Genomic DNA, 19,115 nt, shown 5'->3' with positions numbered 1-19,115 from the left:
GAAGGGCCGTGCGCCCGTCCCCCAGGGGCGGTGCGCACGGCCCTTCTCCGTCTCCCGGCCGTCCGGCTCCCGAACGCGGAAATCGAACAGTCGACTCGAAAAGTAGCCCGAACGACCCCAGACTGGTGCGGAGCGCGAAGATCCGCCGCTGACGGGGAGGAGGTACGGGCATGCGTGCGACACGCCGTGGAACCGGGGCACTCGTCTCGGTCGCCGTCCTGCTGACCGGGGTCGCCCTCGCCGCCGAGGTGCGCGCGGCGCCCGCCCCGGCCGGGAGGCCCGCCGCGGCGCCCGCGACCGGGGAGCCGGAGGACTTCGGCGCCTCCTGCCGCACCGACGTCGAGGGCTCCCGCGTCACCGCCCACTGCCAGAACCCGTACCCGCGCACCGACCGGGTCCGCCTCCACGTCGAGTGCGAGGAGTGGTGGGACGTCGACACCGACAGCGCCCCCGTGGACGTCGGCCCCGCCGACTACGCCCGGCTCACCGGCCGCTGCTGGAAGGAGGTCCGGTCCGCCTGGATCACCCACCGGCCGGCGGACCCGGAACCCGCTGCGCCGGGCTCCTCAGGCCCCTGATCGGGCCCCTGGGCCCGGTGCGGGACCCGGAGCGTCCGCCGCCGGACCCGGCACCGGGTTCCGCAGGCACGTGAAGGGGTAGCCGGCCGCCTCCGCGCCCGCCCGCTCCGCGTCGCCGTCCCGGATCGCGTCCACCAGGCGCGCGTGGTCCATGTGGTTCTCCGGCCGCAGCTCCCGCCCCACGTCGTCCCGCAGCCACTGCCGCAGCAGATCGCCCAGGTCCGCGTAGAGCTCCGTGAGGACCTCGTTGCCCGAGGCGGCGACGACCGCGTGGTGGAAGGCCGCGTCGGCCGTCACGAACCGCTCCGCGTCCCCCGTCCCCCACGCCTCCTCGCGCCGCACGAGCAGGGCGTCGAGCTGCTTCAGGTCCCGCTCCGTGCGCCGCTCCGCCGCGAACCGCGCGGCGGCGGACTCCAGGGTCGAGCGCAGCTCGGCGACGTGCCGGGGGTCGGAGCCCGCGAAGCGCCGGTGCATGACGCCCGCCAGCTCGCTGGTGGCGGCCACGTACGTCCCGGAGCCCTGCCGGATGTCGAGCAGTCCGTTGTGCGCGAGCGCGCGGACCGCCTCGCGCACCGTGTTGCGGGCCACGCCCAGCTGCTCGACCAGCTCGGGCTCGGTCGGGATGCGCGAGCCCACCGGCCACTCGCCGGAGGTGATCTGGTTCCGCAGCTCGGCGATCACCTGGTCGGAGAGACCTGCGCGCCGGGGATGGCCGAGGGCCATGGGGACACCTTCCCGTTCGTTCGAGATTGGACAACCAATCATCCCATGATTCTATGATGGCTCCATGCCTGACGAGCCGAAGACCCTCGACCCCGCCGCACGACCGGCCGCCACCGCCGGGGATTCTCCCGCACCCGACCGCGACCGCCCCGCCGGTACGGCGCCCCCGGCCGGTCCGGCCGCCCAGGCCGCCCCGGTCCACCGCCGGTTCCTCGTCCCGGTCACCCTCGGACTCGTCCTGGCCGCGCTCAACCTGCGTCCCGCCATCACCAGCCTCGGCGCCCTCCTCGAAGAGGTCAGCGAGGGCCTCCACATGAGCGGCAGCGTCGCGGGCGTCCTCACCTCCGTGCCACCGCTCTGCTTCGCGGTCTTCGGCATCACCGCCCCGCGCCTCGCCCGCCGCTTCGGCCCCGCCGCCGTCGTCTGCGCGGGCATGGCCGCGATCCTCGCGGGGCTCGTCCTGCGGCCCCTCGCCGGCGGCACCGCCGCCTTCCTCGCCGCCAGCGCCCTCGCCCTCATGGGCATCGCCGTCAGCAACGTCCTGATGCCCGTCATCGTCAAGCGGTACTTCCCCGACCGCGTCGGCACCATGACCGGCCTCTACTCCATGGCGCTCGCCCTCGGCACCTCCGTCGCCGCCGCCGCGACCGTCCCGATGACCGACGCCCTCGGCGGGGACTGGCGCCTCGGCCTCGGCGTCTGGGCGATCCTCGCCGCCCTCGCCGTCCTGCCCTGGCTCCCGCTCCTGCGCGACCGCGACGGCGTCTCCCGCATGGATACCGGCTCTTCCCGTACGGACGCCGGTCCTTCCGGCACGGATACCGGCTCTTCCCGTACGGAGACCGGTTCATCCCGCACCGCCTCCCGCGCCTCCCGCACGGAGGCGAAGGCCCCGGCCGCCGCGCCGCGCGTCGCCCGCAGCCGCACCGCCTGGGCCCTCGGCGTCTTCTTCGGCCTCCAGGCCACCGGCGCCTACATCACCATGGGCTGGATGCCGCAGATCTTCCGCGACGCCGGCGTCCCCGCCTCCACCGCGGGCGTGCTCCTCGCCGTCACCATGGTCATGGGCGTCCCGCTCGCCTTCGTCATCCCCCGGCTCGCCACCCGCATGAAGCACCAGGGCCCGATCGTCGTCGCCCTCGCCCTGTGCGGCCTCGGCGGCTACACCGGCCTCTTCCTCGCCCCGGCCGCCGGCGCCTGGCTCTGGGCGGTGCTGCTCGGCGTCTCCAACTGCGCCTTCCCGCTCGCCCTCACCATGATCGGCCTGCGCTCGCGCACCGGCGCCGGCGTCGTCCGGCTCTCCGCCTTCGCCCAGAGCGTCGGCTACCTCATCTCGATCCCCGGCCCCCTCCTCGTCGGCGTGCTCTACCAGCACAGCGGCGGCTGGGGACTGCCCATCGCGCTCATGGGAGGCCTGATGGTGCCCCAGATGATCGTCGGGATCCTGGCGGGCAGGGACCGGACGGTCGAGGACGAGTGCTGAGGTGCGAGACTGTCCCTATGCCAGTCCTCGAACCCAATCCCCCGAACGGCCAGAAGAAGCTGCTCGCCGTCTTCGGCGCGATGATCGCCATCACCGTCGTCATCGGAGTCATCGCCTCGATCGCCGCCCCCTGATCCTCCGGGTCCTCCTCCGGCCCTCCGGACCGGGGGACAGCCCCCGCATCCCCTAGGGGGCGGGTCTCAGGGTCGAGTGGGTGGATCACCGGATGGGCCGCCGCCCCCGCGCTCCGTACGGTGGAGGACGACGGCGAAAGCGGAGACCCACCCACGGAGGCGGCCATGTCGGTCCGTACGCGCAGCGGCACCGGAGCCACGGCGGCCGGTGTCGACACCCGGCTGCCCTGGTGGGTCCTCGCCCTCCCGGTGGCCGCCTTCACCGCCCTCCTGCTGCTCATGACCGGGCCGGGAGAGGCCCGCGCGACCGGGGGAGACCCGGCGGTCGGACGGTTCCTGGAGCAGGTCCGGCAAACGCTGCCTCTCTGAGTCGGAGAGGCCCGTTTCGTGCGAAGCTGTGGACCATGAGCGTCGATACACCCCGCAGGATCGTGCTGCTCCGGCACGCGAAGGCAGACTGGCCCCAGGTGTCCGACCACGAGCGGCCCCTCGCCGAACGAGGCCGCTCGGACGCCCCCGTCGCGGGCCGCAGGCTCGCCGAGACCGGCATCGGCTTCGACCTGGCCCTCTGCTCGACCGCCGTCAGAACCCGGGAGACCTGGAAGCTCGCCGTGCAGGAACTGCCGGAGCGCCCCAGGACCGTGTACGAGGACCGGCTCTACGAGGCCTCGCTCGGCGAGCTCATCGCCCTGCTCAACGACGTCCCGGACGAGGTCTCCGACCTCCTGGTCATCGGGCACAACCCCGGCATGCACGCCCTCGCCGACGCCCTCGCGGGCCGGGCCGAGGGCGACACCGCGGCCCGTATGAACCGCAGCGGCTTCCCGACCTCCGCCTTCGCCGTCCTCACCTTCGACGGCTCCTGGAAGACGGTCGAGCACGGCGTCGGCACCCTGGTCGACTTCTGGACCCCGCACGACTGACGGGAGACCGCCCGCGTACGCGCCGGTTCCCGCATCCGTCCGCGTACGGCCGGTTCCTGCCCCGCCCGCGTACGCGCCGGTTCCCGCACCCCGTCCGCGTACGCGCGAGATCCCGCACCCCGTCCGCGTACGCGGCTCCGCAGACAAGGCTCCCCGTACGCGCGAGGGCCCGGCCGTCCCCAGGACGACCGGGCCCTCCTCGTCGTGGCCCTCCGGCGGCGGCTCAGTGCAGCAGCTCCTCGCCGCCGTCCGCGACCTCGACCTCCTCGCGCGTGATCCCGAGCAGATAGAGCACGGTGTCCAGGAACGGCACGTTCACCGCCGTGTCGGCAGCCCTGCGCACCACCGGCTTGGCGTTGAACGCCACCCCGAGCCCGGCCGCGTTCAGCATGTCCAGGTCGTTGGCCCCGTCGCCGATCGCCACGGTCTGCGCCAGCGGCACCCCCGCCTCCGCGGCGAACCGGCGCAGCAGCCGCGCCTTGCCCGCCCGGTCCACGATCTCCCCGGTGACCCGCCCGGTGAGCTTCCCGTCCACGATCTCCAGGGTGTTGGCCGAGGCGAAGTCCAGCCCCAGGCGCTCCTTCAGGTCGTCGGTGACCTGCGTGAACCCGCCGGAGACCACGCCCACCTGGTAGCCGAGCCGCTTGAGCGTGCGGATCAGGGTCCGCGCCCCGGGCGTCAGCCGCACCTCGGCGCGCACCTTGTCCACCACCGACGCGTCGAGCCCGGCGAGCAGCGCCACCCGCGCGTGCAGGGACTGCTCGAAGTCCAGCTCGCCGCGCATCGCGGCCTCCGTCACCTCGGCGACCTTGTCCTCGCAGCCCGCGTGCGCCGCGAAGAGCTCGATCACCTCGTCCTGGATCAGGGTCGAGTCGACGTCCATGACGACGAGCCGCTGGGCGCGCCGGTGCAGCCCGGCGGAGACCACGGCCACGTCGACGCCGATGCCGTGCGCCTCGACGGCGAGGGCGGTCCGCAGCGCCTCGGTCCCGCAGCCCGAGACCGCGAACTCGACCGCCGTCACCGGGTACTTCGCGAGGCGGAAGACGCGGTCGATGTTGCCGCCGGTCTCCGCGATCCTGGCCGCTATGGCCGCCGTCTGCTCCGCCGTGAGCGGGTTGCCGAGCACGGTGACGTGCGAGCGCCCCTCGCCCCGGGGGCGGTTGTCGCCCGTGCCGGAGATGATCTCGGCCTGGAGCCTCAGCGACTCGGCCCAGCTGTGCACGGTCGCCCGGAGCTCGCCCTGCGAGGCGACGGTCGGCTCGGTGACGAGCGCGCACAGGACGAGGCGGCCGCGCGAGACGACCTGCTCGATGTCCACGACGTCGACGGAGTAGGCGGCGAGGGTGTCGAAGAGTCCCGCGGTGATCCCGGGACGGTCCTTCCCGAAGATCTTGACGAGAAGGGTGGGAACGTCCGAGGGGGGAACGTCTGAGATCTGCGATGCGCTCATGGTGGTTCCCACCGTATCGGGGACCGCGCGCCCTCCGGCCCCCCGTCCCGCGTGGCGGACACCCCTGCGCCCGGGCGGCCCTCCGGAGTCCCGGCCGCGCCCCGACTTTCGGAGAGGGGACCGGGCCTGAAATAGTTCCCCCCGGATGTTCGCCATCCCTGGACTCCCAGCGACGGGGGTACATCGGGGGACAAGTAGTGGGGCGTGGAGTGCCAGAACTCGTACTGGAATTGAATGGAAGGACCTGGACCCTCGATCCGTCCAGGTCGTACACCGTGGGCCGGGACCCGCAGGGTGACCTGGTCATCGACGACGCCAGGGTCTCGTGGCGCCACGCCACGATCAGCTGGAACGGCCGGAGCTGGGTCATCGAGGACCACGGCTCCACGAACGGCACGTTCGTCCGGGGGCAGCGGATCCACCAGATGGAGATCGGCCCCGGCTCGGCCGTCCACCTGGGCAACGCGACCGACGGCCCGCGGCTGGATCTCGCCGCCGGGGCCCAGGCCGGACAGCAGCCCCAGCAGCAGCCGGCGCAGCACCGGCCGCCGGTGGCCCAGGCCGTCCCGGCCCACCAGGCCGCGGAGCAGGCCGAGTGGATCACGCACCAGGCGCCGCCGCAGCACCAGGCCCCGCAGCAGCAGCCCCACCAGGCCCCGCAGCAGGCCGGCTGGCAGCAGCAGCCCGCGCAGCCGCAGGTCCCGCACCAGCAGGGGCCCGGACCCGGTGGTCCCGGCGTCGCCGCGGGGGCGTCGTCGGCCTACTCCGACCGCAGCCCCACCACGTTCCACGAGCTGTCGCTCGGCCGCGTCATGCGCATCGGCCGCGCCCTGGAGAACGAGCTCGTCGTCTCCGACCTCCAGGTCTCGCGGAACCACGCCGAGTTCCACGCGACGCCCGACGGGCGCTTCGAGATCCGCGACCTCGGCTCGCACAACGGCACGTACGTCAACGGCCAGCCGATCGCCAAGGGCGGCACCGCCCTCCTCGGCCCGCAGGACATCGTCGGCGTCGGCCACTCGACCTTCCGCATCGTCGGCGGCCAGCTGGAAGAGTTCGTCGACACCGGCTCGGTCTCCTTCTCGGCCCGCCACCTCACGGTCACGGTCGACGGCGGCAAGCAGATCCTCAAGGACGTCACCTTCGGCGTCCCGGAGAAGTCGCTGATCGGCGTCATCGGCCCGTCCGGCTCCGGCAAGTCCACGCTCCTCAAGGCGCTCACCGGCTACCGCCCGGCCAACGAGGGCGACGTCCTCTACGACAACCGGAGCCTCTACAAGCAGTTCGCCGAGCTGCGCCAGCGCATCGGCCTGGTCCCGCAGGACGACATCCTGCACAAGGAGCTGACCGTCCAGAAGGCGCTGCGCTACGCGGCCAAGCTCCGCTTCCCCGGCGACACCGCGACCGCCGAGCGCGAGGCCCGCATCGACGAGGTGCTGCGCGAGCTCAAGCTCGACATCCACAAGGAGAAGAAGGTCACCTCCCTCTCCGGTGGCCAGCGCAAGCGCGTCTCCGTCGCCCTGGAGCTCCTCACCAAGCCCTCGCTGATCTTCCTGGACGAGCCGACCTCCGGCCTCGACCCGGGCATGGACCGCGACGTCATGCAGCTGCTCCGCGGCCTCGCGGACGACGGCCGCACGGTCCTCGTCGTCACCCACTCGGTGGCCGAGCTGGGCCTGTGCGACAAGCTCCTCGTGATGGCGCCCGGCGGCTCGGTGGCGTACTTCGGCCCGCCGGAGGAGGCGCTGAACTTCTTCGGCTACTCCACCTGGGCCGACGTCTTCTCCGCCTTCGAGAACTACCGCGACTACGACTGGGCGGGCCGCTGGAAGGGCTCGCAGCACTACCAGATGTACGCCGCGGACATCGACGCCGTCGCCGCCCAGCCCGTCCAGGTGCCGCAGCGGGCGATGTCCCGTCCGCCGAAGCCGCAGGGCTGGGGCTCCCAGCTGTGGACGCTGATCCGCCGCTACGTCTCGGTGATCGCGTCCGACAAGGGCTTCCTGGGCCTGATGGTCATCCTGCCGGCCGTCCTCGGCGCGGTCTCGGTCGTCATCCCGGCCGACTTCGGCCTCGGCTCGCCGACCCCGCCGTCCCGCTTCAACGGCGACGCCGGCACGATCATGCTGATCCTCGCGGTCGGCATGTGCTTCAGCGGCGCCGCCAACTCGGTCCGCGAACTGATCAAGGAACGGGTCATCTACGAGCGGGAGCGCGCCACCGGCCTCTCCCGCTCCGCGTACCTGATGTCCAAGGTCATCGTCCTCGGCCTGATCACGGCCTTCCAGGGCGTCATCATCTGCGGCATCGGCTTCTCCACCCGGGCGCTCCCCGAGGAGGGCCTCTTCATGCCGCCGGCCGTCGAGCTGTGCGTCCAGGTCATCGCCCTGGGCCTCACCTCGATGATGTTCGGCCTGGTCATCTCCGCGCTCGTGAAGACCGCCGAGAAGACCATGCCGCTCCTGGTGATGTTCGCGATCGTCCAGGTCGTCTTCACCGGCATCCTGTTCCAGGTGTACGGCTCGCCCGGCCTGGAGCAGTTCGCCTGGCTGATGCCGTCGCGCTGGGGCATCGCCGGCGCCGGCACCACGCTCGACCTGGCCCGGCTCATGCCGCCGTGGGACCCGAAGAACCCCACGGACACCGACCCGCTGTGGGAGCACACGGCCGGTCAGTGGGGCATGGACCTCGGCGTCCAGCTCCTGATGGCGACCGTCTTCTGCGTCGTCGTGGCGCGGCTGCTGCGCCGCCACGAGCCCGAGGTCATGCGGAAGTGACCGGCTGACCACACGCCACGAGGGCGGCACTCCACGGGGGTGCCGCCCTTCGGCGTACCGGCGCTCGGTCAGTACGCGCTGTTGACGTTGTCCATCGAGCCGTAGCGGTCGGCGGCGTAGTTGCAGGCCGCGACGATGTTGGCGACCGGGTCGTACAGGTCGAACTTGGTGCCCTTGACGTGGTAGCGCTCGAAGGTCGGCTGGATGACCTGGAGCAGACCCTTCGAGGGGATGCCGTTGATGGCGTTGATGTCCCAGTTGTTGATGGCGCGGGGGTTGCCGCTGGACTCCCGGATGATGTTGCGGTGGATGCCCGAGTAGGTGCCCGGGATGTCGTGCTTGTCCATGATGAACAGCGCCTCGCGGATCCAGCCGTCGAGGTTGTTCGCGAAGACCGGGGTGCGGGTGACCGAGCGGTTGGCGGCGGCCTTCTCGGCGGCGCGCTTCGCCGCGGCGGCCTTCGCCTTGGCGGCGGCCTTGGCCTTCGCGGCGGCCTGGGCCCGGGCGACGGACTTGGCCTTCGCGGCCTTGGCCTCGGCGGCGGCCTTCGCCTGCGCGGCGAGGTTCGCCTTCGCCTTGGCCTCCTGCTGGGCCTTCAGGCCGAGGGTGGTCTGCTGCTCGTTCAGGCTGGCGGCCAGGGCCTTGGCCTGGGTGCTGTTCGCGTCGTAGGACCACGCGACCTTCTGAGTACCGGTGGAGAGAGCCTGGGGCTCGGTCTCGGTGGAACCGTTACCGGGAACCAGGGAGAGCGTGAGAGCCGCGGCGCCCAGAGCGGCGACGCCGGCGATCGTGGCCTTGTGGGTCTTCTTCAGACCACGACGACTGTGGCCAGGGGTGTTCGCAGACATGCAGGACTACCTCTTCGAATCGCTGGGGGTCGCTCCGGCCGGGGGCGGCACACGCCTCACTCGGCGGCGACGGATGCAATTCTTAGCGGCCGCAAAATCCGCTGGCAAAGGTGTGACGTACGAAGCCGGATAGTGGACCCGGGGGTCGGAGGTGCCCTGCGAGACGTCCCCTGTGCCCGTTTTTCTCCGTCCTTATCCGTCCTTAACGGTCCCACTAAGGAGCTTCGTAAGTGACGTGGGTCCTATGCGGCGCCTCACACGGGGGACACGCCGAAGTCACCGCGCGTTGCGGCAGCAATGCACATGGTGAGCCGTCTCCTCCGGAAGGAGGAGGAAGACGCCCCCGCACTCGTCCCACGGGCAGAGCGGCCCCTCACCACCACGGCGGAGACGGGCCGGGGGCGCGCCGGGGGCAGGGGCGGGGCCTGCCGGGGGCGTGTCGGGGAAGGGGCGGGGGCACTCCGACCTAGGTCCCGGGACCGGCCCCGGCCTCGTCCCCGGACGGATACGGACGGTCACACCCCGCCGGTACGGTGAACGCATGAGCCATCGACCCAGCTCCGGCCTCGCCGCCGTGAGCACCGCGCTCCTGGCGATGAGCCGCCACCTGGAGGTCCGCGACGTCCTCAAGACGATCGTGGCCTCGGCCCGCGAGCTCCTCGACGCCGAGTACGCGGCCCTGGGCGTGCCCGACGACCACGGCGGCTTCGCCCAGTTCGTGGTCGACGGCGTCAGCGACGAGCAGTGGCGGGCGATCGGCCCGCTGCCCCGCCAGCACGGCATCCTCGCCTCGATGCTCCACAAGGCCGAGCCCGAGCGGCTCGCCGACGTCCGCAAGGACCCCCGCTTCGGGGGCTGGCCCGAGGCCCACCCCGAGATGTCCGACTTCATCGGCCTGCCCGTCAGGGACGGCGACGAGATCCTCGGCGCCCTCTTCCTCGCGAACAAGCGCTGCCCCAAGGAGGACGGCCGCTGCGGCTTCACCGCCGACGACGAGGCCCTGCTCTCGATCCTCGCCCAGCACGCCGCCATCGCCCTCACCAACGCGCGCCTGTACGAGCGCAGCCGCGAGCTCACCATCGCCGAGGAGCGCTCCCGCCTCGCCCACGAGCTGCACGACGCCGTCAGCCAGAAGCTGTTCTCGCTCCGGCTGACCGCCCAGGCCGCCGCCGCCCTCGTCGACCGCGACCCGGTCCGCGCCAAGGGCGAGCTCCAGCAGGTCGCCGCGCTCGCCGCCGAGGCCGCCGACGAGCTGCGCGCCGCCGTCGTCGAGCTGCGCCCCGCCGCCCTCGACGAGGACGGCCTCGTCCACACCCTCCGCACCCAGATCCAGGTCCTGGACCGCGCCCACTCCGCCCGGGTCACCTTCGAGAGCCCGGGCACCCGCGCCCTGCCGGCCTCCCAGGAGGAGGCCGTCCTCCGGGTCGCCCAGGAGGCCCTGCACAACGCCCTGCGGCACGCGGACGCGAAGCTGGTCCGGGTCTCGCTCACCCGCAGCGGCCGGGGCGCCCGGCTCACCGTCGCCGACGACGGCAAGGGCTTCGACCCGCGTACGGTCCGCAGCGCCGGACGCCACCTCGGCCTGGTCTCCATGCGGGACCGGGCGGGCGGCGTCGGCGGACGGCTCACCGTGACCTCGGCCCCGGGCGAGGGCACCACGATCGAGATGGAGGTTCCCGGTGGCTGACAAGCCGATCCGCGTCCTACTGGTCGACGACCACCAGGTCGTCCGCCGAGGCCTGCGCACCTTCCTCGAGGTGCAGGACGACATAGAGGTCGTGGGGGAGGCCTCCGACGGCGCCGAGGGCGCCGCCCGCGCCGAGGAGCTCCGCCCCGACGTGGTCCTCATGGACGTGAAGATGCCCGGTACGGACGGGATCGAGGCCCTGAAGCGGCTCCGCGAGCTCGCCAACCCCGCCAGGGTCCTGATCGTCACCAGCTTCACCGAGCGGCGCACGGTCGTCCCTGCGCTCCGCGCCGGCGCCTCCGGGTACGTCTACAAGGACATCGATCCCGACGCCCTGGCCGGCGCGATCCGCTCCGTCCACGCCGGGCACGTCCTGCTCCAGCCCGAGGTCGCCGGCGCGCTCCTCTCCCAGGAGGACTCCCACGGCGGCACGGGCCGGGGACCGTCCCTCACGGACCGGGAGCGCGAGGTCCTCGGCCTGATCGCGGACGGGCGCTCCAACCGCGAGATCGCCCGCGCCCTGGTCCTCTCCGAGAAGACGGTCAAGACGCACGTCTCGAACATCCTGATGAAGCTGGACCTCGCGGACCGCACCCAGGCGGCCCTCTGGGCGGTCCGCCACGGCCTCAGCCGCTGACGCGCCCCCGCCGCGCGCCGGGCGCACGACCGTTCACCTCTTCATACCGTCGTGTGTACGTCCCCCGTTCGGCGCAACCTCCCGGGAGGCGGGGCGTTCTCCATGGCGTGCTGCGGCGGACCGCTCGCAGCGACGACCAGGAGGAATCACCAAGTGAACAAGCTCAAGAAGGCCGCTGCCCTCACCATGGTCGCCGGTGGCATCGTCGCCGCCGGCACGGGCGTCGCCTCCGCCGACGCGGGGGCCGAGGGCGCGGCCGTCCACTCCCCGGGCGTCGCCTCCGGCAACCTGGTGCAGGTCCCGGTCCACGTTCCCCTGAACGTCTCCGGCAACACGGTCAACGTGATCGGCCTGCTGAACCCGGCCTTCGGCAACGGCGCCGTCAACGCCTGACCCCCCCCGAAAGCCCCGGCCCCGGACGATCCCCCCCCGGCGGCCGGGGCCTTCGCCGTTCCCCACGGCTCCCCACGACGACGAAGGACGGCACGGACAGGGAGGACGGCACGGGTGCGGAGGACGACACCGCCGCAGAGGAGCGCACGGACCCGACGGGCACGACGGAGACGCCGGCGACCTCAGAACCCCCGGTCCCGCTCCCGCTCCTCCACGTACGCGTTGTACGCGGCGACCTGCGCCCGCCGCGCCACCCGTTCCACCGGCCGCAGGGCCTCCCCCCGCGCCGCCATCTCCGACGCGCTCACCGCGCCCCCGTGACCGTGGTCGTACGCCAGGTCCACAAGGAGGCCGATCCGCTGCGCCAGCTCCAGGACCCGCACCGCGCGCGGCGGATAGCCCGGGGCCAGGACCTCGCGCCCCGCCTCCGACCGCGCCCGGTACGCCTCCCGCGCCGCGTCCGCCGCCGGGCCCGAGGCCGCCACGTCGAGCCGGGTCAGCACCGCCGTCGCGTCCCGCAGCGCCTCCGCCAGCTCCCGCTCCGCCTCGCCGAGCGACGGCACGTCCGCCGGCGGCGCCTCCCGCACCGCGAGGCAGCGCCACACCACCGCCACGTGCACGTCCCCCGCGGGGCCCGCCTCCGAGACCTCCGGCACGAGGCCGTACGGCGCCCCGAAGCCCACCACCGCCTCCTCCGCCTCCAACGCGCGCGCGTTGAAGTCCGGCGGCCCGCTCAGCCCCAGCGGATGCCCCGGCGCCGGCAGCGCCACCCGCCACCCGGTCACCCCGAGCCGCCGCAGCCGCCCCAGGGCCAGCGTCAGCCCCACCGGACCCGCCTCACCCGGCAGCCCCTCCACGCGGTGCACCGCGTCCTCCCCGACAATGGCAAGGGCCGCCTCGTCCGGCGACACCGTCCCGGCCAGCAGGGCATTGCCCCAGGCGGCCAGACGTCCTGAGCGTGGTTCCGAAAGCATCCCCCCAGACTAAGGACTCGGGGGAAACAGCAGGGCCTGTCCGGCCCGCTCCGGCGATAACGTAGGTTTTCCCCTGGACGCCGCGCCCGCCGGCGCAAGGCGACGACACTCGACCGCAAGGGGAGACAACGCGCTCATGAGCGATGTACTGGAGCTGGTGGACGTATCCGTGGTCCGCGACGGACGGGCTCTGGTGGACGACGTCTCCTGGTCGGTCAAGGAGGGCGAACGCTGGGTCATCCTCGGCCCCAACGGCGCCGGCAAGACCACCCTCCTGAACGTCGCCTCCAGCTACCTCTTCCCCACCAGGGGCAGCGCCCGCATCCTGGGCGAGCAGCTCGGCGGCGTCGGCACCGACGTCTTCGAACTCCGCCCCCGCATCGGCATGGCCGGCATCGCGATGGCGGAGAAGCTCCCCAAGCGCCAGACCGTCCTGCAGACCGTCCTCACCGCCGCGTACGGCATGACCGCCACCTGGAACGAGGACTACGACCCGGTCGACGAGGACCGCGCCAAGGCCTTCCTCGACCGGCTCGGCATGAACGACTACCTGGACCGCAGGTTCGGGACGCTCTCCGAGGGCGAGCGCAAGCGCACCCTGATCGCCCGCGCGATGATGACCGACCCCGAGCTCCTCCTCCTCGACGAGCCCGCCGCCGGCCTCGACCTCGGCGGCCGCGAGGACCTGGTCCGCCGCCTCGGCCGCCTCGCCCGCGACCCGTACGCCCCCTCCATGATCATGGTCACCCACCACGTCGAGGAGATCGCCCCCGGCTTCACCCACGTCCTGATGATCCGTCAGGGCAAGGTGCTCGCCGCCGGCCCCGTCGAGACCGAGCTCACCTCCCGCAACCTCTCCCTCTGCTTCGGCCTCCCGCTCGTCGTCGAGCGCCTGGAGGACCGCTGGACCGCCCGCGGCCTGCCGCTGAAGTGACCGGCCGGGCGCCGTGACCGCACGGCACCGCGCCCTGTCCCCGAACACCCCGCCGCCCTACCATGGGCGTGTGGACATCGACGCGTGGGTGTGGTGGCTGATCGTCGCGGTGGGGCTCGGCATTCCCCTGGTCCTCACCGCGATGCCGGAGTTCGGCATGTTCTCCGTGGGAGCGGTCGCGGGAGCGGTGACCGCCGCGCTCGGCTTCGGCATCGTTCCCCAAGTACTCGTCTTCGTCGCCGTCTCCGTGGCGCTCATCGCGGTGGTGCGCCCCCTCGCCGCCCGTCATCGCGGCGACGGGCCCGGTCTCTCCAGCGGCGTCGACGCCCTGAAGGGTCGTCAGGCCGTCGTCCTGGAACGGATCGACGGCGCCGGCGGGGGCCGCATCAAACTCGCCGGAGAGATCTGGTCCGCCCGCGCGCTCGACGCCGGACTGACCTTCGAACCGGGCGAACAGGTCGACGTCGTCGAGATCGACGGCGCCACCGCCGTGGTCATGTGACCGAACCCCGCCCATGACGTTCCGGCGTCTGCGAGACTCGATCATCGAAAGCAAACCGGCAGTCAACCGGCAGCGAAGGGCACGGGGAACACGATGTCAGCAGTCATCATCGTCCTGATCATTCTGGTGGTGCTCGTCTTCATCGCCCTGATCAAGACGATCCAGGTCATCCCGCAGGCGAGTGCGGCGATCGTGGAGCGCTTCGGCCGCTACACCCGCACGCTCAACGCCGGACTGAACATCGTCGTCCCGTTCATCGACTCGATCCGCAACCGGATCGACCTGCGCGAACAGGTCGTCCCCTTCCCGCCGCAGCCCGTGATCACCCAGGACAACCTGGTCGTGAACATCGACACGGTCATCTACTACCAGGTCACCGACGCCCGGGCCGCCACCTACGAGGTCGCCAGCTACATCCAGGCCATCGAGCAGCTCACCGTCACCACCCTCCGCAACATCATCGGCGGCATGGACCTGGAGCGGACCCTCACCTCCCGCGAGGAGATCAACGCGGCCCTGCGCGGCGTCCTCGACGAGGCCACCGGCAAGTGGGGCATCCGCGTCAACCGCGTCGAGCTCAAGGCGATCGAGCCCCCGACCTCCATCCAGGACTCGATGGAGAAGCAGATGCGCGCCGAGCGCGACAAGCGCGCCGCCATCCTCACCGCCGAGGGCACCCGCCAGTCCGCGATCCTCACCGCCGAGGGCGAGAAGCAGTCACAGATCCTCCGCGCCGAGGGCGAGGCCAAGGCCGCCGCGCTGCGGGCCGAGGGCGAGGCCCAGGCCGTCCGCACGGTCTTCGAGGCCATCCACGCCGGCGACCCCGACCAGAAGCTCCTCTCCTACCAGTACCTCCAGATGCTCCCGAAGATCGCCGAGGGCGACGCCAACAAGCTCTGGATCGTGCCCAGCGAGATCGGCGACGCCCTGAAGGGCCTCTCCGGCGCCTTCGGCAACGTCGGCTCCGGCGCCCCGGGCTTCAACACCAAGACGGGCGCGCCCGAAAGGCGAGACGAACCGTCGGTTGACTGACGCGTACACGTACTTCTCGTGCATGATCGGTGCGAGCCCCTCGACCCCGACGACCTCGGAGCGGGGAGGCGACTCACCGACCTCGTAAGGAGAGGGCGTTGTCCATCTGGGAAGCCCTGGCGGTCTTCGCCGCCGGCATCGGCGCCGGCACCATCAACACGATCGTGGGATCGGGAACGCTGATCACGTTCCCGGTCCTCCTCGCGACCGGACTGCCACCGATCACCGCCAACGTCTCCAATGCCCTCGGCCTCGTCCCCGGCTCCGTCAGCGGCGCCATCGGCTACCGCCGCGAACTCAAGGGCCAGAAGAAGCGCGTCCTCCGCCTCGGCGCCGCCGCCCTCGTCGGCGGCCTCGTCGGCGCGATCCTGCTCCTCGCCCTGCCGTCCGACGCCTTCGACGCGATCGTCCCCGTCCTCATCGGACTCGCCCTCGTCCTGGTCCTCCTCCAGCCCCGCATCGCGGCGGCCGTGAAGCGCCGGCGCGAACAGACCGGATCCGAGGCGCACCCCGACGGCGGCCCCGCCCTGCTCGTCGGCCTCCTCCTCGCCAGCGTGTACGGCGGGTACTTCGGCGCCGCCCAGGGCGTCCTCTACCTCTCCCTCATGGGCCTGCTGCTCCACGACGACCTCCAGCGCGTCAACGCCGTCAAGAACATCCTCGGAGCCCTCGTCAACGGCGTCGCCGCCGTCTTCTTCCTCTTCGTCGCGGAGTTCGACTGGACGGCCGTCCTGCTCATCGCCGTCGGCTCCACGATCGGCGGCCAGCTCGGCGCCAAGGTCGGACGCCGGCTCTCACCCGCCGTCCTGCGCGGGGTGATCATCGCCGTCGGCGTCGTCGCCATCCTCCAGCTCACCCTCAAGTGACACGAGAGGGCCCGCCCCCCACCGGGAGACGGGCCCTCGCATACCGATCGCATCCGCGGGTACGCGGACTACGCGGCCGAGTTCGCCAGCCACTCCGGCAGCGCGGACCGCTCGCTCGCCCGCAGCGCGAGCAGCATCGCGTCGGCCGGGGTCGGCTCGAACGGCTGGTGCAGCAGCGGCATCCCCGCCTGCTCCGGCGTCCGGTCGGCCTTGCGGTGGTTGTCCTCGGCACAGGACGCCACCGTGTTCAGCCAGGTGTCCTTGCCCCCCTGGGCCCGCGGCACGACGTGGTCGACCGTCGTCGCCCGTTTCCCGCAGTACGCGCACCGGTGCTGGTCCCGGACCAGCACCCCCCGTCTCGACCACGGGGCCTGTCTTCGGAAGGGCACCCGGACGTACCGGCAGAGTCTGATCACCCGGGGCACCGGCAGATCGACGGCGGCACCGCGCACCCGCAGCTCGGGGTGGGCCTGCTCGACGACGGCCTTGGCCTGCAGCACGAGCACCACCGCACGGTTCAGAGTGACCGTCGAAAGCGGCTCGAAGCTCGCGTTGAGTACCAGCGTGTCCCGCATGTCGCCCACCTCCCGTATGCCTGCCCGGCCCCCCGTACGGGACTTCGGGCTTGGATCAACGATGGCCGGGCCGGCCGGGTCGGACAACGCAATTTCTCGCGAAACAAAAGGTGCCCGCTTCTGATCTCTCCAAGACCAGAAGCGGGCAAACAACAAACGAACGATCAGCCTGCCGCGGGAGCCGCGTACTCACCGACCAGCTGCGCACGGCCCAGCGTGTGGAACCGCAGGTTGAACCCGACCGCCGCCGGCGAGGCGTCGGAATCCGGACCGAGCTTCTCGCTGTCCACCGCGTACACCGTGAAGACGTAGCGGTGCGCGGGATCCCCGGCCGGGGGAGCGGCCCCGCCGAACTCCTTCGCGCCGTAGTCGTTCCGGACCTGCACGGCACCGGCCGGCAGCCCCTCGAACGCACCCGACCCGGCACCGGCCGGCAGCTCCGTCACCGACGCCGGGATGTCGAACACCACCCAGTGCCAGAACCCGCTGCCCGTCGGGGCGTCCGGGTCGAAGCAGGTGACGGCGAAGCTCTTGGTCTCCGCCGGGAACCCCTCCCAGCGCAACTGCGGCGAGGTGTTCCCCTCCGCCTGGACCTGAGCGTCCTTAAGGACCCCGCCCGGCGCGACGTCGTCGCTCACCACGGTGAACGCCGGCACCGGCGGATGGAAGTCGTGGGGGAGCGGCGCCCTCTTGCCCTCGGACACGTAGAAACCCTCCGTATCGCCCGTCGCCGCCCCGGCGGCCTGCCGCGGCGGCCTTGCGGTCCCGAGCCTAGAGCCAGTTGCGACGGCCGCCGACCTCGGCGAGCCACTGGTTCAGGTAAGCCGCCCAATCGGTGGCGTGGAAGTCGTGCAGCCCCACCTTGAAGGCGCGGAAGGAGTCGCTGCCCTCGGTGAACAGGCCCGGCTTCTTGTCCATCTCCAGGACGACGTCCATCTCGCGCTCGTCGGCGACGAAGCTGACCTCGACCTGGTTCAGACCGCGGTACTGCTGCGGCGCGAAGAACTCGATCTCCTGGTAGAAGGGCAGCTTCTGCCGCGTCCCGCGGATGTGCCCCCGCTCCATGTCCGCGCTCTTGAAGCGGAAGCCGAGCTGGAGGAAGGCGTCCAGGATCGCCTGCTGCGCAGGCAGCGGGTGCACGTTGACCGGGTCCAGGTCACCGGAGTCCACGGCGCGCGCGATCTCCAGCTCCGTGGTCACACCGATGTGCATGCCGCGCAGCTGCTGCCCGGACACGGCGGTGATCGGCGTCTCCCACGGGATCTCCAGGCCGAACGGCACCACGTGCACCGCGCCGGCCTGCACCTGGAAGGCCCCGCCGAGGCGCACCTTCACGAACTCGATGTCCTGCTTGTGCTCCTGGTCGCCGCCCTCGACCTCGACGCGCGCCTGGAGTCCGACGGACAGCCCCTCGATCTGCTGGTCGACGCTTCCGCCCTGGATCCGCACCTCGCCCTGGACGACCCCGCCCGGGACCACGTTCTCCTCGGTGAGCACCGTCTCCACGGTGGCCCCACCGGCACCCAGGCTCGCGAGCAGCTTCTTGAATCCCATGGCCTTCACTCCTTCTAGTCCTGACCCCTACATACGCGCGACGACGGTAACCGGTTCCGCGCCGGTCCCCCACTACGCTCGGACGCCATGAACGAGACCCCCGACCGTACGCCGCTCCCGAGGTCCTTCTTCGACCGTCCCGTCCTGGAGGTGGCCCCGGACCTCCTCGGACGCACCCTGGTCCGCACCACGGAGGAAGGACGCATCGAGCTGCGCCTCACGGAGGTGGAGGCGTACGCCGGCGCGATCGACCCGGGCTCGCACGCCTTCCGTGGGCAGACGGCACGCAACGCCGTCATGTTCGGCCCGCCCGGACACGCGTACGTGTACTTCACCTACGGCATGTGGCACTGCCTGAACCTGGTGTGCGGCCCCGTGGGCAGCGCGAGCGGGGTCCTGCTGCGCGCGGGCGAGATCGTGAGCGGCGCCGAGCAGGCCCGCCCCCGCCGCCGCTCGGCCCGCAAGGACGACGAGCTGGCCAAGGGCCCGGCACGCCTGGCCACCGCCCTCGACGTGGCGCTCTCCCTGAACGGCGAGGACGCCTGCGCCGACCCGGACGCCCCGCTCGCCGTCCTCACCGGCACCCCGCCGGCCCCGGACCTCGTCCGCAGCGGCCCCCGCACGGGCGTCGGCGGCGAGGGGGCGCCGCACCCCTGGCGCTTCTGGATCGACGGGGACCCGACGGTGAGCCCGTACCGCCCGCACACCCCGCGCAAGAGGCGCCTTGACTCGGGTCGGCGAAGTGCGTAATGTGGCCCGAGCCGCTGGATCAGGGCCTGCTTGTTCAAGCACCCCCTTGGCGGCCATCCACTACTCAAGAAGACTCCCCGGCGGGGGCTTATTTCGGCATGCCGAAATTCGTTTCGAATGACTCGATTATGAGTCGCCGGGGAAATCCGCTAAAGTGGTGACCACGCCGGAAGGGCCCGGAGCGAAAGCGAATGGGGCCGGAAAGCACCGGGGAAATCGGATCGGAAAGATCTGATAGAGTCGGAAACGCAAGACCGAAGGGAAAAGCCCGGAGGAAAGCCCGAGAGGGTGA

At 72.0% G+C, this 19,115-nt stretch carries 21 protein-coding genes; 14 read left to right on the top strand and 7 right to left on the bottom strand.

The window, feature by feature from the left end:
* Nucleotides 1–170 precede the first annotated feature (170 nt).
* Nucleotides 171–578, top strand: a complete 408-nt coding sequence (locus tag ACIQKA_RS23350) for a hypothetical protein (RefSeq protein WP_390106209.1) — start codon at nt 171–173, stop codon at nt 576–578.
* On the opposite strand, the gene ACIQKA_RS23345 is transcribed toward ACIQKA_RS23350, so the two are convergent.
* Nucleotides 567–1,301, bottom strand: coding sequence for a FadR/GntR family transcriptional regulator (locus tag ACIQKA_RS23345; protein WP_402542298.1), 735 nt, complete (start codon nt 1,299–1,301; stop codon nt 567–569). The two genes, ACIQKA_RS23350 and ACIQKA_RS23345, sit on opposite strands and share 12 nt — an antisense overlap.
* Nucleotides 1,302–1,365: 64 nt before the next feature.
* On the opposite strand from ACIQKA_RS23345, the gene ACIQKA_RS23340 reads away from it, so the two are divergent.
* The 4 genes from ACIQKA_RS23340 (at nt 1,366) to ACIQKA_RS23325 (ending at nt 3,841) form a co-directional block, all read left to right on the top strand.
* A complete protein-coding gene (locus ACIQKA_RS23340; protein ID WP_402542297.1) occupies nt 1,366–2,784 on the top strand; it encodes a CynX/NimT family MFS transporter in 1,419 nt (472 codons plus the stop codon).
* Nucleotides 2,785–2,801: 17 nt separating this feature from the next.
* On the top strand, nt 2,802–2,918 hold the full coding sequence (locus ACIQKA_RS23335) for an SGM_5486 family transporter-associated protein (protein ID WP_260321902.1): 117 nt from the start codon (nt 2,802–2,804) through the stop codon (nt 2,916–2,918).
* Between the two features lie 165 nt (nt 2,919–3,083).
* Nucleotides 3,084–3,287: a hypothetical protein gene (locus ACIQKA_RS23330; protein ID WP_383441613.1), complete on the top strand. Its 204-nt coding sequence runs from the start codon at nt 3,084–3,086 to the stop codon at nt 3,285–3,287.
* A 35-nt stretch (nt 3,288–3,322) separates the two neighbouring features.
* On the top strand, nt 3,323–3,841 hold the full coding sequence (locus ACIQKA_RS23325) for a SixA phosphatase family protein (RefSeq protein ID WP_383159133.1): 519 nt from the start codon (nt 3,323–3,325) through the stop codon (nt 3,839–3,841).
* A 223-nt stretch (nt 3,842–4,064) separates the two neighbouring features.
* Here ACIQKA_RS23325 and serB read toward each other — a convergent pair whose 3' ends face one another.
* Entirely contained in the window at nt 4,065–5,294 is a 1,230-nt protein-coding gene (serB, locus tag ACIQKA_RS23320) for a phosphoserine phosphatase SerB (protein ID WP_383159135.1), read from the bottom strand.
* Between the two features lie 197 nt (nt 5,295–5,491).
* Here serB and ACIQKA_RS23315 point away from each other — a divergent pair, with 197 nt between their 5' ends.
* Nucleotides 5,492–8,071 carry an FHA domain-containing protein gene (locus ACIQKA_RS23315; protein ID WP_383432470.1) on the top strand — a complete coding sequence of 860 codons (2,580 nt, stop codon included), beginning with the start codon at nt 5,492–5,494 and terminating at the stop codon, nt 8,069–8,071.
* Between the two features lie 68 nt (nt 8,072–8,139).
* Here ACIQKA_RS23315 and ACIQKA_RS23310 read toward each other — a convergent pair whose 3' ends face one another.
* Complete coding sequence (locus ACIQKA_RS23310; protein WP_383441615.1) at nt 8,140–8,919, bottom strand: transglycosylase SLT domain-containing protein; 780 nt, start codon at nt 8,917–8,919, stop codon at nt 8,140–8,142.
* A 541-nt stretch (nt 8,920–9,460) separates the two neighbouring features.
* Here ACIQKA_RS23310 and ACIQKA_RS23305 point away from each other — a divergent pair.
* From ACIQKA_RS23305 to ACIQKA_RS23295, 3 genes are all read left to right on the top strand, one after another.
* Nucleotides 9,461–10,606, top strand: coding sequence for a GAF domain-containing sensor histidine kinase (locus ACIQKA_RS23305; RefSeq protein WP_383159142.1), 1,146 nt, complete (start codon nt 9,461–9,463; stop codon nt 10,604–10,606).
* Complete coding sequence (locus ACIQKA_RS23300; protein WP_383159144.1) at nt 10,599–11,243, top strand: response regulator; 645 nt, start codon at nt 10,599–10,601, stop codon at nt 11,241–11,243. The genes ACIQKA_RS23305 and ACIQKA_RS23300 overlap by 8 nt, the downstream gene beginning before the upstream one ends.
* Nucleotides 11,244–11,396: 153 nt before the next feature.
* Nucleotides 11,397–11,636: a chaplin gene (locus ACIQKA_RS23295; RefSeq protein WP_383159147.1), complete on the top strand. Its 240-nt coding sequence runs from the start codon at nt 11,397–11,399 to the stop codon at nt 11,634–11,636.
* Between the two features lie 182 nt (nt 11,637–11,818).
* Here the strand turns inward: ACIQKA_RS23295 and ACIQKA_RS23290 are convergent, their stop codons facing one another.
* Nucleotides 11,819–12,610 carry a hypothetical protein gene (locus ACIQKA_RS23290; RefSeq protein ID WP_383159149.1) on the bottom strand — a complete coding sequence of 264 codons (792 nt, stop codon included), beginning with the start codon at nt 12,608–12,610 and terminating at the stop codon, nt 11,819–11,821.
* 136 nt (nt 12,611–12,746) lie between these two features.
* On the opposite strand from ACIQKA_RS23290, the gene ACIQKA_RS23285 reads away from it, so the two are divergent.
* The 4 genes from ACIQKA_RS23285 to ACIQKA_RS23270 all read left to right on the top strand — a co-directional run bounded on the left by ACIQKA_RS23285 (nt 12,747) and on the right by ACIQKA_RS23270 (nt 15,944).
* The gene (locus tag ACIQKA_RS23285) at nt 12,747–13,544 is read left to right on the top strand and encodes an ABC transporter ATP-binding protein (RefSeq protein WP_383159151.1); all 798 of its coding nucleotides are present in this window, start codon (nt 12,747–12,749) and stop codon (nt 13,542–13,544) included.
* Nucleotides 13,545–13,614: 70 nt separating this feature from the next.
* The gene (locus ACIQKA_RS23280; protein ID WP_383159154.1) at nt 13,615–14,046 is read left to right on the top strand and encodes an NfeD family protein; all 432 of its coding nucleotides are present in this window, start codon (nt 13,615–13,617) and stop codon (nt 14,044–14,046) included.
* A 93-nt stretch (nt 14,047–14,139) separates the two neighbouring features.
* Nucleotides 14,140–15,078: an SPFH domain-containing protein gene (locus ACIQKA_RS23275; RefSeq protein WP_383432466.1), complete on the top strand. Its 939-nt coding sequence runs from the start codon at nt 14,140–14,142 to the stop codon at nt 15,076–15,078.
* A 98-nt stretch (nt 15,079–15,176) separates the two neighbouring features.
* Nucleotides 15,177–15,944, top strand: a complete 768-nt coding sequence (locus ACIQKA_RS23270) for a sulfite exporter TauE/SafE family protein (protein ID WP_383159156.1) — start codon at nt 15,177–15,179, stop codon at nt 15,942–15,944.
* A gap of 68 nt (nt 15,945–16,012) precedes the next feature.
* Here the strand turns inward: ACIQKA_RS23270 and ACIQKA_RS23265 are convergent, their stop codons facing one another.
* From ACIQKA_RS23265 to ACIQKA_RS23255, 3 genes are all read right to left on the bottom strand, one after another.
* Nucleotides 16,013–16,519, bottom strand: coding sequence for an HNH endonuclease (locus ACIQKA_RS23265; RefSeq protein WP_366376901.1), 507 nt, complete (start codon nt 16,517–16,519; stop codon nt 16,013–16,015).
* Between the two features lie 164 nt (nt 16,520–16,683).
* Nucleotides 16,684–17,223: a YbhB/YbcL family Raf kinase inhibitor-like protein gene (locus tag ACIQKA_RS23260; RefSeq protein WP_383159158.1), complete on the bottom strand. Its 540-nt coding sequence runs from the start codon at nt 17,221–17,223 to the stop codon at nt 16,684–16,686.
* 67 nt (nt 17,224–17,290) lie between these two features.
* Entirely contained in the window at nt 17,291–18,073 is a 783-nt protein-coding gene (locus ACIQKA_RS23255; protein WP_383159160.1) for a sporulation protein, read from the bottom strand.
* Nucleotides 18,074–18,160: 87 nt separating this feature from the next.
* On the opposite strand from ACIQKA_RS23255, the gene ACIQKA_RS23250 reads away from it, so the two are divergent.
* Nucleotides 18,161–18,823 carry a DNA-3-methyladenine glycosylase gene (locus ACIQKA_RS23250; RefSeq protein ID WP_390106221.1) on the top strand — a complete coding sequence of 221 codons (663 nt, stop codon included), beginning with the start codon at nt 18,161–18,163 and terminating at the stop codon, nt 18,821–18,823.
* The last annotated feature ends 292 nt before the right edge of the window (nt 18,824–19,115 follow it).

The organism is Streptomyces sp. NPDC092045 (assembly GCF_044756005.1).
Lineage (GTDB): Bacteria > Actinomycetota > Actinomycetes > Streptomycetales > Streptomycetaceae > Streptomyces.
This window is presented reverse-complemented; position numbering and strand designations above follow the sequence as displayed.